This is a genomic window from Mesorhizobium neociceri (assembly GCF_013520985.1).
Lineage (GTDB): Bacteria > Pseudomonadota > Alphaproteobacteria > Rhizobiales > Rhizobiaceae > Mesorhizobium > Mesorhizobium neociceri.
In genome coordinates this window covers 227,961-241,494 of the sequence record NZ_JACDTY010000010.1, presented here as the reverse complement: position 1 = coordinate 241,494, position 13,534 = coordinate 227,961, and the positions used below count along the sequence as shown (strand labels likewise).

Annotated in this window: 13 protein-coding genes; 4 read left to right on the top strand and 9 right to left on the bottom strand. The window is 64.0% G+C overall.

The genetic code is table 11. The annotated features are described in order from the left end of the window. Positions 1 to 233 precede the first annotated feature (233 nt). The 9 genes from H0241_RS21100 to H0241_RS21060 form a co-directional block, all read right to left on the bottom strand. The gene (locus tag H0241_RS21100; RefSeq protein ID WP_181059775.1) at positions 234 to 1,742 is read right to left on the bottom strand and encodes an aldehyde dehydrogenase family protein; all 1,509 of its coding nucleotides are present in this window, start codon (positions 1,740 to 1,742) and stop codon (positions 234 to 236) included. A 172-nt stretch (positions 1,743 to 1,914) separates the two neighbouring features. Next, positions 1,915 to 2,259 (bottom strand): cupin domain-containing protein, encoded by a 345-nt coding sequence (locus H0241_RS21095; protein WP_181059774.1) that lies wholly within the window; start codon positions 2,257 to 2,259, stop codon positions 1,915 to 1,917. Between the two features lie 17 nt (positions 2,260 to 2,276). Further along, positions 2,277 to 2,648, bottom strand: a complete 372-nt coding sequence (locus H0241_RS21090; protein ID WP_235984385.1) for a cupin domain-containing protein — start codon at positions 2,646 to 2,648, stop codon at positions 2,277 to 2,279. Positions 2,649 to 2,692: 44 nt separating this feature from the next. Then, positions 2,693 to 3,043: a cupin domain-containing protein gene (locus H0241_RS21085; RefSeq protein ID WP_181059773.1), complete on the bottom strand. Its 351-nt coding sequence runs from the start codon at positions 3,041 to 3,043 to the stop codon at positions 2,693 to 2,695. Beyond that, the gene (locus tag H0241_RS21080) at positions 3,040 to 4,314 is read right to left on the bottom strand and encodes a glycosyltransferase (protein ID WP_181059772.1); all 1,275 of its coding nucleotides are present in this window, start codon (positions 4,312 to 4,314) and stop codon (positions 3,040 to 3,042) included. The genes H0241_RS21085 and H0241_RS21080 overlap by 4 nt, the downstream gene beginning before the upstream one ends. A gap of 10 nt (positions 4,315 to 4,324) precedes the next feature. Continuing rightward, positions 4,325 to 5,398, bottom strand: a complete 1,074-nt coding sequence (locus tag H0241_RS21075) for an ABC transporter ATP-binding protein (protein ID WP_181059771.1) — start codon at positions 5,396 to 5,398, stop codon at positions 4,325 to 4,327. Then, complete coding sequence (locus H0241_RS21070; protein WP_181059770.1) at positions 5,395 to 6,186, bottom strand: ABC transporter permease; 792 nt, start codon at positions 6,184 to 6,186, stop codon at positions 5,395 to 5,397. Before H0241_RS21070 ends, H0241_RS21075 begins: the two co-directional genes overlap by 4 nt. 168 nt (positions 6,187 to 6,354) lie before the next feature. Then, on the bottom strand, positions 6,355 to 7,197 hold the full coding sequence (locus H0241_RS21065) for an ABC transporter permease (RefSeq protein WP_181059781.1): 843 nt from the start codon (positions 7,195 to 7,197) through the stop codon (positions 6,355 to 6,357). A 94-nt stretch (positions 7,198 to 7,291) separates the two neighbouring features. Then, the gene (locus H0241_RS21060) at positions 7,292 to 8,356 is read right to left on the bottom strand and encodes a polyamine ABC transporter substrate-binding protein (protein WP_181059769.1); all 1,065 of its coding nucleotides are present in this window, start codon (positions 8,354 to 8,356) and stop codon (positions 7,292 to 7,294) included. Between the two features lie 236 nt (positions 8,357 to 8,592). On the opposite strand from H0241_RS21060, the gene H0241_RS21055 reads away from it, so the two are divergent. The 4 genes from H0241_RS21055 to H0241_RS21040 are packed head-to-tail and all read left to right on the top strand — an operon-like array spanning position 8,593 to position 13,518. Then, positions 8,593 to 9,531, top strand: coding sequence for a GntR family transcriptional regulator (locus tag H0241_RS21055; RefSeq protein WP_181059768.1), 939 nt, complete (start codon positions 8,593 to 8,595; stop codon positions 9,529 to 9,531). Positions 9,532 to 9,541: 10 nt separating this feature from the next. Continuing rightward, positions 9,542 to 10,825 (top strand): nucleotide disphospho-sugar-binding domain-containing protein, encoded by a 1,284-nt coding sequence (locus H0241_RS21050; RefSeq protein ID WP_181059766.1) that lies wholly within the window; start codon positions 9,542 to 9,544, stop codon positions 10,823 to 10,825. Between the two features lie 6 nt (positions 10,826 to 10,831). Then, positions 10,832 to 12,214 (top strand): glutamine synthetase family protein, encoded by a 1,383-nt coding sequence (locus H0241_RS21045; protein WP_181059764.1) that lies wholly within the window; start codon positions 10,832 to 10,834, stop codon positions 12,212 to 12,214. Between the two features lie 2 nt (positions 12,215 to 12,216). Then, complete coding sequence (locus H0241_RS21040) at positions 12,217 to 13,518, top strand: NAD(P)/FAD-dependent oxidoreductase (protein WP_181059762.1); 1,302 nt, start codon at positions 12,217 to 12,219, stop codon at positions 13,516 to 13,518. Positions 13,519 to 13,534: the final 16 nt, after the last annotated feature.

Genomic DNA, 13,534 nt, shown 5'->3' with positions numbered 1-13,534 from the left:
TCGCGAAGATCATTGGAAAGAGGTCGGGTCATCAGATGCTGGCCTCCACTCCAGCCAGCATCTTGAATCACAAAACCGACAAATCGGGAATCCCCTTCGATTCCATCAAGTCGTGAACCGCTCTAGGCGAGGATGCATCGGGCCGCCAACCAATCCCGGAACCCGCTCCGAGATTGCCCACGATCGGATGTTTCAAGAGCGATTCGCCGGGAATGAATGCCTGCAGATCCCATTCACACGTGCTTGCGGCCGCCGCTCTCGCGGAACCAGCTGTCGGGGTAGGGATACCACCAGTCCTGGATTGCCGGCTTGTGGTCGATGATCACCATCTTCGAGCGGCGGAAGGCATCGAGCCCCTGGCGGCCGAGTTCGCGGCCAAGGCCTGAGGCCTTCCAGCCGCCGAAGGGCAGGGCGTCATTGTCGATCAGCGGGTTGTTGACCCAGACCATGCCGGCCTCGAGCCGTTCGGCCGCCTCATGCGCCTCAGCGAGATCGGTGGTGAACACCGAGGCACCGAGCCCGAACGGGCTGTCATTGGCAAGCCGGATCGCCTCGTCGAAATCCTTCACCCGGCAGATGGCGGCGACCGGCCCGAAACACTCTTCGCGCACGATCGCCATATCGGGGGTGACGCCGGTCAGGATCGTCGGTTCGTAAAACCAGCCTGTGTTGTGCGCCGGCGGGATGCGCCCACCAGTGACTGCCTTGGCGCCGTTGCTGATGGCATCGTCGACCAATCGCATGACCTTGGCCCTTGCTGCTTCGCTGACCAGCGGGCCGATCTCGGTCTTGTCCATGCCGTTGCCGATGCGAAGCGCTCGCGTCTTCTCGGCGAACAGCGCGACGAAACGATCATGCACCGAGTCCACGACAAAGAAGCGCTCGGCCGAGGTGCAGACCTGGCCGGTCAGGTGGAAGGCGGCGGTGACGCTGCCGGCCGCCGCCACGTCGAGTGGCGCGTGCTCGCTGATGATCAGCGGATCGCTGCCGCCGGCCTCGATGACGCAAGGCTTCATGCGTTCGGCGCAGGCGACCGCGACCGCCTTGCCGGCGGCCACGGAACCGGTGAAGGCGACAGCGTGTGTGCGTTCGGATGCGATCAGCGCCTGGGCGGTGGCGGCTGCGCCGGGCAGGCAAGAGACCAGTCCCTGCGGCAGCGAGCGGAACACCATCATGTAGTCGAGCGTGGACAGCGTCGTCGCCTCAGCCGGCTTGATGATACAGGCATTGCCGGCGGCAAGCGACGCCGCCACCGTCCAGCACATCAACAGGATCGGGAAGTTGTAGGGCATGATGTGCACGGAGACGCCGTACGGCTCGTAGCGCGCATATTGGAACGAGCCGGCCTGCGTCGTGCCGGCCACCTTGCCGGCATCGTCGCGCGCCATCTCGGCATAGTAGCGGAAGATCGGCGCGCAATTGGCGATCTCGCCGATCGCTTCCGGATAGGGCTTGCCCATCTCGCGCACCATCAGTTCGGCGCAGCGGGTGAAGTCTGCCGCCTCGATGGCGTTGGCGACCGCATGGAGGTGCTTTGCCCGGCTCTTGGCGTCGAGTTTCTTCCAGGAGGACTGTGCCGTGGTGGCCGCGGTCAGCACGGCGTCGATCTCGCCATCGCTGGCCGCGGCGATTGCGCCGACGGTTTCCAGCGTCGCCGGATCGATCACCGGTTTTGCCACGCCGGTCATCGGCCGGTAGTCCGGGTTGACGAAGAAGGTCGGCCGGTCAGCGGAGAAATGCATTTTCGTCCTCCTCCACGCATGGAGCCTTTTTGAGAATTCGCCCTGCCGAGGCAGATGGCGTGGCTTTCGGGGTCGACACCGTCGACGAGCGGAGCGGACATTCAGTCCGTGAGCCTAGGCAAGCGCAGAAAGCCGCGTCAGGTGTCCGGCAGGGTAGAATCATCGGAAAGGCTCAGCGGATCATGTAGACCTTCTTGATCGTCTTATGGACGGTGCAGACGCCTTTCCAGTCCTGCGGAAAGAACGCCGCTGTGTCCGGCTCGATCTCGATGACCTCGCCGGATTCATGGACATAGGTGCAGCGCCCTTCGAGGAAGTGGCAGAACTCGTCGCGGGTGACGTGGCAATGCCATTTGCCTGGGGTGCAGACCCACAGGCCGCATTCGGAACGACCTTCCGGTCCCTTGTAAAGCAGCTTGCCCGAGGTGTGGGACTCACCTTCGATCATGGTCGGGATGACGCCCCAGTTGACGAGGTCGGTGATGGCAAGCGGGGATTTCATGATGGGCGTGGTCATAGCGATTTCCTTGGAGCTCAGCGGCACATGAAGGCCTTGGTCAGCGTTTCAATGATGATGGAGGTGCCGGTCCAGCCGGCGGGGAAGAAAACAAGCGTGCCGGCTTCGACCGGGATCTGTTCGCCATTCTCATGGACATAAGTCCCGTGGCCGGACAGGAAATGGCAGAACTCGTCGGCAGCAAAGGTGACCTTGCGGCTGCCTGGCGTGCACGACCACAGGCCGCATTCGCTGGAGCCGTCCGGATTCTGCGACAGGATCTTGCCCGAGGCACGCGGCGAGCCGGCAAGCGTGTTGCTGCCCGCGCCCCAATCCTCCAATTCCACGGTCGAGGCTTTTGGCCAGTGCGGTGTCGGCATGTCGTGCTCCCTGGATTCTTGGTTAAGCATGATCTTGTCCGAAAACCGGTTCCCACTTTTCGGGATCATGCTTCTCAGGCCAGCATGTAGACGTTGCGCATGGTCTCATGCACCGCGCATTCGCCCGTCCAGCCGGCGGGGAACATGACCACGGTCCCGGCTGCGACTTCTATCACCTCGCCGACATCCGACCGGTAGGTCGCGCGGCCGGCGACGAAATGGCACAATTCATCGCGCGGGATCGAGAGGCGCCAGTGGCCGGGCGTGCAGACCCAGATGCCGGATTCCGGCTGGTTGTTCGGCCCCTTGTGGACGAGCTTGCCGGTCGAATGCGACGCGCCGTCCAGCGCATCCGGCTGGACGCCCCAGTCGACGAGGTCGGTGCGAGTGGAGGCCTGGTAAAGGTGCGGGGCGGAGGAGGTCACAGCAGTTCCTCCAGCAATCCGGCGGCCTTCTCCGGACCGTTCTGTGCCTGCATCTGCGCCGAGGTCTTGGCCAGCTTGGCCTTCATCTTCGGATCGGTCAGGCAGGTCTCGATCCTGGTGATCAGCTGGGCATCGCTCCAGTCATAGCGCGGCATGCCGAAGCCGTGGCCGGTTTCCTGGACGCGCGTGGCGTTGTCGTGGCCGTCCCAGACATAGGGCATGATGATGGCCGGCTTGCCGAAATAGAGGCACTCGGTGAACGAGTTGTTGCCGCCATGGTGGATGACAGCATCGACCTGCGGGATGACCGACGGCTGCGGGAACCAGCTGTCGACAATGACGTTGCCGGGCACACCGGTATACTGGTCCTTGTAGCCGCCGACATTGACCAGCGCCCGGTAGCGCGTCTTGCCCAGCGTCGTGATGATGCGCTTCAACAGGTCGACATCGCCGGCGCCGAGGCTGCCGAAGGAGACATAGAGCAGCGGCCCGTCATTGTTCTCGGCAAAGGTCGGCACGGTGTACGGCTTTTCCTGCCGCACGCAGCCTTCCAGATACTGGAATTTCGCCGGATCGAGCGGGTGGCGGCGCTTGAACTTGGCCGCTTCGGGATAGAGCAGCAGGTTCAGATAGGGCGAGGCCTCGAAGAACTGGCCGGTCGGGTAGGGCGCCTCGTTGTTGGCGGTGAGGAAAGCGTTGAAGTCGTCATGGATCGGCTTGATCACCGCGTTGAAATGGTCGCGGTAGCGCTGGTGGCCGACATGGTCGTTCTCGCCGCAGCCCGACAGATGCGGCGGGATGTCCTCATCCTCGATCTCGTTTTCCGAGCAGGAGATGACGCGCACCCACGGCTTGCCGAACTGCTTTATGGCCGGGAACAGGATGACATTGTCGACGCAGATCACGTCCGGCTTTATGGCGGCCAGAACGCGCGGCAGATCCTTCTGCGCCCATTTGGCGCTGTCGACGATCGCGGTCCAGCAATCCTTCACATAGTTGTCGACCTGATCGTAGGGCGACTTGCGGAAGTTCGGGATGTGGCCGTTGATGAAGTCCTCCCAGAATTTCGCCATCTGCTCGGGCGGCATCGGCTCCGACAGGTTCACCGGATGCGCCTCGAAGCCGTAGCCCTTGTAGACATCGACAAAGCCAGGGTCGGACAGGAACACAGCCTTGTGGCCGCGCGCCTCGACGGCTTGCGCGATGCCGACGGAATTGAGCGCCGGGCCGTAGGCGGCTTCGGGAAAAAACGCGATCGTCTTCTGCGCCATCAGGCTTCTCCTATTCTGCAAAAATTCGGACATCGGCAGCGTCCCAGCCGAGTTCGATCTGGTCGCCCGACGACACCGGCCGACGGTCGGCAGCATCGGCAGTGACACGCACCAGGAAGGATTTTGGCGACAACGGCGTGCGGACATGAAGCTGCAGGTCGAGCCCGTGATAGGCCAGCGCTTCGACCGTGCCGGTGGTGCGGTTGGCGGTCTCGGCTGACGGGAACAACCGGATGCGCTCGGGCCGGACCGAGGCGACAGCGGAAGCCCCGGGCGAAAGCGCTGCGGGAACCTTGCCGGCAATGCGCGCGCCGTTCGCCGCCATCACGCCATCGGCCGATACCTTGCCCGGCACGAAATTCATGACGCCGATGAAGTCGGCGACAAAACGGTCGGTGGGGTGTTCGTAGATCGCGTGCGGGGTGTCGCATTGCAGCAGTCTGCCGTCCTTCAGCACCGCCATGCGGTCGGCCATGACCAGCGATTCCTCCTGGTCATGGGTGACGATGACAAAGGTGATGCCGACTTCGTGCTGCAGGCGCTTCAGCTCCAGCTGCATGGCGCCGCGCAGTTTCTTGTCGAGCGCGCCGAGCGGCTCGTCGAGCAACAGCAGCCGCGGTCGCTTGACCAGCGCGCGGGCGAGCGCGACGCGCTGCTTCTGGCCGCCCGACAACTGCTCCGGCTTGCGGTCGGCGAAGGGGACGAGTTCGGTGGTCGCCAGAATGGCATCGACGCGGGAGCGAATTTCGGCTGCCGGCAAACGCTCCATTTCCAGCCCGTAGGAAACATTGGCGCGCACGCTCATATGCGGAAACAGCGCGTAGGACTGGAACATCAGATTAACCGGCCGCTTGTTGGGCGGAATTCTTGCGATGTCGCGGTCATCGAGTAGGATGCGGCCGTCGCTGGGCGTCTCGAAGCCGGCCAGCATACGCAGCAGCGTGGTCTTGCCGCAGCCGGAAGGGCCGAGCAGCGCGAAGAATTCGTTCTCCCTGATGTCGAGCGAGATGCCGTCGACGGCGGTGACCCGGCCGAAATTCTTCGACACATGATCGATGGCCAGCAGCGTGCGCGGTTCGCTCATTGGCCGATGATCCCACGGTTGAGCCGCTGCGACAGGGTCAGCGCGGTGATGCTTACAGCCATGACGATGGTCGCCAGCGCGTTGATCTCTGGTGTGATGCCGAAGCGGATCATGGCGTAGATCTGCATCGGCAGCGTGGTCGAGGCGCGGCCGGCGCCGGCGGTGAAGAAGGCGATGATGAACTCGTCGACCGACAGCGTGAAGGCAAGCAGCGCGCCGGCGATCACTGCCGGCAAGATGACCGGCAAGGTCACCCGCCGGAAGGTGGTGAGCGCGGAGGCGCCGAGATCGGCGGAGGCCTCGACGATCGACCAGTCGAAACTCTTCAGCCGGGCACGCACCACCGAGCAGACGAAGGCGAGGTTGAAGACGACATGGGCGAGGATGATGGTGTGCAGGCCCATTGTCAGGTTGAGCATTGAAAAGAATGACAGCAGCGCGATCGCCAGCACGATATCGGGAATGATCATCGGCGCGAAGATCAGGGCTTCGAGCCCCTTGCCGTATTGCCGGCGCATCTCGACGCCGATCGCCAGCAGCGTGCCGAGCAGCGTGGCGATTGCCGTTGAGACCAGTGCCACGATCAGCGTGTTGAGCGCGGCAGACAGGATGGCGGAATTACTGGCCAGCGAAACATACCATTTCAGCGAAAAGCCCGACCACGCCGTCGGCAGCCCGCCTTCGTTGAAGGACAGCGCCACCAGCACGGCGATCGGGATGTAGAGGAAGGCGAAGACGAGAATCAGGATCGTCCGCATGCCGAGCGTACGGGTGAAGGAATGGGTCATCGCTGGCCCCCGACAATTGGGAGGCAAGCGAACGACCAGAGTCCTTCTCCCCGTTCACGGGGAGAAGATGCCGGCAGGCAGATGAGGGGCAGCGCTGAGCGTCGCAAAGGTTGACGCCGCCCCTCATCCGCCCCTTCGGGGCACCTTCTCCCCGTGATCGCGCCGCGCTCAGCCATCGGCGTCACCTCTGGCCTCGGCTGCCCGCCCCGCGGCGCGGTCGGCGGCGAGCGCTTGCGCCATCAGCACCAGAAGCATGATTGCGATCAGCGCCATGGCAAGCGCCGCGCCGAACGGCCAGTCGTTGGCGGTCAGGAATTGGTCGTAGACGAGATTGCCGATCATCTGGAAGCGGCCGCCGCCGAGCAGCGCCGGGGTGACGAAATTGCCGATCGACAGCACGAAGACGAAGACCGCGCCGGCGGCGATGCCTGGCACCGTCAGCGGCAGGATGACACGGCGAAAGGTGGTGGCCGCCGACGCGCCGAGATCGCGGGATGCTTCGGCCAGTTCCGGGTTGAGGCGCGACAGCGGTGCGTAGCAGGCGAGGATGACGAAGGGCAGATAGTTGTAGACGAGGCCGGCGATGACGGCGCCTTCGGTGTAGAGCATCGACGGCGGCTCGCCGGTGTAGCCGAACCAGCGCAGCAGCTGGGTGATCAGCCCTTCCCGGTTGAGCAGTACGATCCAGGCGTAGGTGCGGATCAGGTAATTGGACCAGAACGGCAGGACGGCAAAGAACAGAAACACCGGCTGCCACCGGCGCGGGGCGGCCGCGATGGCATAGGCGGCGGCATAGCCGATCACCACGGCGATCAGCGTCGCCGTGCCGGCGATGCGCGCCGACTTCAGGAAGATGCCGGCATAGAGCGGGTCGAAGACCAACCCGAAATTCTCCAGCGTGAAGGTGTAGTCGATGCCGCCATAGATGCCGCGCCGGAAGAAGGCGAGCGCCAGCACCAGCGCGCATGGCACCACCATCAGCGCGGTCAGCCAGACCAGCGCCGGGGCCATCAGCAAGGAGGAGCGAAGTCGGGTCTGGGACAATTCTTCAGGTACCGCTCAGGACCGGCGGCAGAAGCACCGCCGGCCGTGATGTCTGCGCCGCTTACTGCGCGGCCTTGATCTCGCTGACGATCTTGGAATAGTCACGCTGGGCTTCGCCGACGTCACGCAACTGCTCGAACTTGACGAGTTGTGCCACCGGCATCGCCATGTTGGGGAATTTGGCCAGGAAGTCTGCCGGCAGGCTTTCCATCGCCGGCTTGTTCGGCACCTTGTAGTCGATGTTCTGCGCCGCCCAGGCGTGGTTCTTGGCGTCGAGCATGAAGTTGATGAACTTGAAAGCGTCGCCCTTGTGCTCGGACGCCTTCATCACCACCATCGTGTCGACCCAGAGATCCGAGCCCTCTTTCGGGATGACGTATTTGATCTCGGGCTTGTCGGCGATGCCGTAATTGCACCAGCCGTCCCAGGCCTGCACCATCAGCGCCTCGCCGGAGACCAGCTTCGAATAGAAGGTGGTGTCGTCGTAGGCGAGCAGCGTCTTCTTGGCCGAGATGAGCAGGTCCTTGACCTCGGCCATCTTCGCCGGGTCGGTCTCGTTGACGGAATAGCCCTTGTCGAGCTGCCCGGCGGCCAGCAGCCAGCGGTCGGTCGCCAACATGGTGGTCTTGCCCTTCAACTCGTCGGAGGGCGCCAGCAAGTCGCTCCAGCTGGTGGGTGCAGTCTTGACCAGGTCGGAGCGGTAGCAGAGGCCCGTCGTGCCCCAGGTGTAGGGCACGGAGAAGGTGTTGCCGACATCGTGCGGCAGCTTGGTCGCTTCGGGGTAGAGGTTGGCGAGGTTGGGGATCTTGGCGTGATCGACCGGCTCGGTCAGGCCGAGCTTGTTCAACACCTCAGCGAAGGGCGAGGAGACAAAGACCACGTCATAGCCCTTGCCGCTGGCGGCAATCAGCTTGCCCATGATCTCTTCATTGGTGGCGTGCACCACCACTTCGCCGGAGACGCCGGTGGCGGTCTTGAAGGCGGCCATGGCGTCGGGCGCCATATAGCCGTCCCAGTTGGAGATGACGAGGTCGGCGGCCATCGCCGGCGCCGAGAGCGTCAGAGCGAGACCGAGAGCGATTGAGGATATATTGAGCGCACGGCGCCGCAGGCTGGTAGCGGTCATGGCAGACTCCCATTCGGTTTGATCGTCGAAATCATTTGCCGGACCAAAGCCGGCGACCCGCGCCGCTGCCTCGATCCTGTTCCTCGGTCTTTTCTCGCCGATTGTGCCGACAGTACTATTGCAGAAAAAAGTACGTCAATCCATAATTTGTCAACCGACCGAGGAATCTGGCCGATTGCACCCGTTCCGGCAGTCGGCCACACCAATGCGGTCACATTTCGTATTCGAGAACTGTCATGCAAGCCGTAGCCCGACGACCTCGCACCAACCACCTCGATCTGGCGCAGCGCATCCTGGATGTCGCGCGCCAGCGCGGCTTCGAGCCCGGCGCGCGCCTGCCCGAACAGCAGATTGCCTCGCTGTGCAATGTCTCGCGCACGCCGGTGCGGGCTGCGCTCAGCCTGCTCGCAGAGCGGGGCGTGGTGCGCTGGGAGGCCGATACCGGTTATCATCTGGCGATCGACCTCGCTGCGCAGCCGGCCATCGCCGCCGAGCTTCCCAACGCCGAGGAAGACGAACTCGCCGAAGCGATCCTGCGCGACCGCTCCGCGCGACGGCTGGACCAGACGGTGACCGTCGCGGGGCTGATGCGGCGGTATGATGCCGAGCGCAAGACGGTACTAAAAGCGCTCAACAAACTGACTGATGAGAATCTTCTGGACCGCGCACCTGGCCAGTCCTGGCTGTTCCGCCGCGCGCCCGACGATCCGGAGGCGCAGGGTGAAAGCTACGAGTTTCGGCTGCTGCTGGAGCCGGCAGCGATCCTGATGCCGGGCTTCCGGCTTGACGGCACGCGGGCGGCAGCGTTGCGCCAAGGCATGGAAGCGCTGTCGGCATTGCCTGACGCGTCCTTCGACACGCGTGAATTCCAGCGGGTGGACATGGATTTCCACGGCATGATCGCCGAGGGCTGCGCCAACCGCTTTGTGTCCGATGCTCTGGCCGATCATCTGAGACTGCGCCGGCTGCCGGGCATCTATGCCGGCGTCAATGTGTTCCGGCTGCGGCAATCGCTGCGCGAACATCTGAGCATACTCGACTATCTTGAAAGCCGGCAGTATGAGGTGGCTGCCGATCTGCTTCGCATTCACCTGCGGCTCTCCCGCAACCAGCGACCGCAAGCGGCCAGCCGCGGAGCTCCCGCACTGTTCGGCATGATCAGCCGGCCGGACTGAAGAGGAATAATTGACGCGTAAAGCCAGCCCGACCATCGCGCTGTTTCCCGAAGCCAGTTTCGGCGCCGCGCTGAATTGCGTCGGTATCGCACAGGCATTGCGCGCGGGGGGCGCCCGGCCCGTCTTCATCTGCCATGCCGGTTTCTCCGGCGTCTTTGCCGACTACGGTTTCCAGGAATACCAGCTGCCGACCGACGAGCCGCTGAGCGACAGCGAACGCCAAAGCTATTGGCAGGCCTTCGTGCGCCGGCACCTGCCGCATTTCCGGCTGAGCCCGATCGACCAGCTCGAAACCTATGTCGCGCCGACCTGGCAGGCGATCGTCGACACCGCCGTCAATGCCGAGGCGCCGCTGCGCCAATTGCTGGCACGGCTGAAGCCGGACGCGGTGGTGCTCGACAATGTCATCATGTTCCCGGCGATTGCTGCCGCCGGCTGTCCGTGGGTGCGCGTCGTCTCCTGCGCCGAGACAGAGCTGCCGGATGCCGAAGTGCCGCCCTACCTCTCAGGGATGGGTGCCGATGATCCGCAACGAGCGGCGTTCGAGGCGCGCTATCTCGCGGCCTCGGCGCCCGCGCATGACCGCTTCAACCGTTTTCGCGCGGATGCCGGTCTGGCGCCTTTGCCGAAGGGCCTGTTCCTGGAAACATCGCCAGATCTCAATCTGCTGCTGACGCCGGCGATCGTGCGGCGCGAGCGCGCCGAGCCGCTCGACCCCACGCGCTTCGTCTATCTCGAAGGTTGCGTGCGGTCGGAAGGACCGTTCGAAGTGCCGGTGTTTCCGCGCAATGGCGGGCCGCTGGTCTATGTCAGCTTCGGCAGCCTCGGCGCCATGGATGTCGGTCTGATCGAGCGCATGCTCGCCGTCTTCGACAAATTGCCGGCGCGCTTCATTGTCAATGCCGGCGGGCTGCGCGACGCCTATCGCGCGGTGCCGGACAATGTCTATCTCGACGCCTGGTTTCCGCAGCCTTCGGTGGTGGCGAAGTCGGACCTGTTTATTCATCACGGAGGAAACAACAGTTTTTGCGAGGCGCTGCGCTTCGGCGTGCCGTCGCTGATCATGCCCTATTGCTGGGACGGTCACGACAATGCGCAACGCGCGGGAGAGACGGGCGTCGGCGACCATATCGGCCGCGACGCCTGGACCGAAGGGGGATTGGAGAGAGCCATTCTCGGCCTGCTGGCCGACGACGCCATGCGCGCCCGCCTCAGGGACAATGCTGCCAAGATGGCGCTGACCCCTGGAACGGATGTGGCCGCGCAAGCCATACTCTCTCTGATACGGACGTGAACAAAAATGCAGGACAAAAATACGAATACCGCTCTCTTCACCGGCAATGATCCCAGGAACTGGCTAACCCAGCACGGGATAAACGAGGTCGAGTGCCTGGTTCCCGATATGAATGGCGTGCTGCGCGGCAAGGCGCTGCCGACGGCCAAATTCCTCAAGGCGCTGGAGGACCGCGCGCTCTATCTGCCGAGCAGTGCCTTCCTGGTCAGCATCGATGGCCGCTATTCCGGCTCGATCGATGAAGGCTTTGCCTATCAGGACCCGGACATGCGCATGGTGCCCGACGTCTCGACGCTCTGCCTGGCGCCGGGCGGCGGCGCCGGCAAAGCCTATGTCTTCGCCGATGCCTTCCACATGGATGGCAGGCCATGGATGGCCTCGCCACGTCATGTCTTGCGCGCCGTACTCGATCTCTACCGCCAGCGCGGCTGGCGCGCTGTGGTGGCGCCCGAGGTGGAATTCTATCTGACCGCGCCCAACCCAAACCCGGATCAACCGTTGACTGCACCGGTCGGCGCCAATGGCCGCGCCGAGGGTTCGCAGCATCCCTATGACATGGTGGCGCTGGAAGAATTCGAACCGGTGATCCGCCGCGTCTATGACTACGCCGCGGCCGCCGGCCTGCCGCTCGACACGCTGATCCATGAATCCGGCACGGCGCAGCTGGAGATCAATCTGCTGCATGGCGACGCGGTGCCGCTGGCCGACCAGGTGCTGCTGTTCAAGCGGCTGACGCGCCAGGCGGCGCAACAGAGCGGCATGCACGCCACCTTCATGGCCAAGCCGATCGCGGCGCAGGCAGGCAGCTCGATGCACCTGCACATGTCCGTCATCGATGAGAAGACGGGCGCTGCACTGTTTGCCGACCGCGACGATGCCGACACCGAGATGTTCGGCCATTTCATCGGCGGCCTGCAGAAGTACGTGCCCGAGATCATGCCGCTGTTTGCGCCCAACGTGAACTCGTTCCGCCGCATCAGGCCAAACCACAGCGCGCCGGCCAACATCGAATGGTCGCATGACAACCGCTCCTGCGGTCTGCGCGTGCCGGCTGGCGGCCGTGCCGCAAGGCGGGTGGAAAACCGGTTGCCGGGTGCGGATTGCAATCCCTATCTGGCAATCGCCGGTTCGCTGCTTGCTGGCTATCTCGGCGTCGAACAGAAACTGGCGCGATCGGCCGAGGCCTCGGGCAATGCCTACAAGATCAAAAGCACACTGCCGAAAACCATGGAGGAGGCGCTCGACCGCTTCACCGCTTGCGAGCCCGTGCGGGTGTTGCTGGGCGAGGATTTCTTCCAGACCTATCTGCGCGTGAAAAGCGTCGAACTCGACTTGTTCCAGAGCGTGGTGACGAGCTGGGAACGCGACCACCTGCTCTTGAAGGTGTGATCATGGGCTCCAGTTCAACGGGTTTCAATTCCGGTCTCCATATCGGCAAATCCTATTATGTCGCCACTGCCAATCCGGCGCCGGATCATCCGGCGCTGGTGGGAGATGTCGACGCCGACCTGGTGGTGGTCGGCGGCGGCTGCACCGGCCTGTCGGCCGCCCTTCACGCCGCCGAGCGCGGCCTGAAGGTGGTGCTGCTCGAAGGCGGTAAGATCGGCTGGGGCGCATCGGGCCGCAATGGCGGCCAGATGATCCCCGGCCTGCGCAAGGGCGCCAAGGGGCTGGTCAAGCTCTACGGCCCCGAGCGGGCGAAGGTGCTGTTCGACCTTGCCTTCGAGGCGCGCGGCCTGGTGCTCGACATCATCGAGCGCCATGCCATCGATTGCGATCTCAGGCTGACCGGCCATCTTGTCGGTGCGGTCAACGGCTCCGATCTTAGGGATCTCGAAGAAGAGGCCAAATGCCTTGAAAGCGTGATGAAGTTTCGCGACGTCGAGATCCTGTCGGCGGCGCAAGCGCGCGGCAAGGTCGACACACCTTACCATGGCGCGATGTATGAGCCGCTTGGCGGCCACATGCATCCGCTGAACTACACGCTCGGCCTGGCCCGAGCAGCCGTGGCCGCCGGCGTCACCATCCATGAGAATTCGGTGGCGGTGAAGCTCGAGCGCGAGCCTTCGATCCGGGTCTCGACCTCAAAGGGTTCGGTCAGGGCCAAACATGTGGTGCTGGCCGGCGACGCGCTGCTTCACGGGCTGGAGCCGCGCGTCAACAGCCGCATCATGCCGGTCGGCAACTACATCGTCGCCACCGAACCGCTGGAGGGCAAGCGCAACGTCATCCCGGCCAATGTCGCGGTGTCGGACACACGCTTCGTCGTCAACTATTACCGCATGTCGGCGGACGGACGCCTGCTGTTCGGTGGCGGCGAGCGCTACACGCCGTCGCCGCCGGCCGACATTGCCGGCTTCGTGCGGCCGCATATGGAAGCCACGTTCCCGCAACTGAAGGGTTGCCGCATCGACCATGCCTGGGGTGGGCTGGTGTCGGTGACGACGTCGCGGCTTCCGCATGTCGGGCACTATGGCGAGGTCTATTTCGCGCATGGCTATTCCGGCAAAGGTGTCATCCTGTCGACCCTGTCGGGCAAGCTGCTCGCCGAAGCGATCACGGGTGACGCCTCACGGCTCGACCTGTTCTCGACGCTGACCCCGATGCCGTTCCCGGGCGGCACTGCATTGCGCGGTCCGCTCTATGTGCTCGGCATGTTGTGGTACGCCATGCGCGACCGCATCAAGCACTGAGACTGCGGAGAGATGG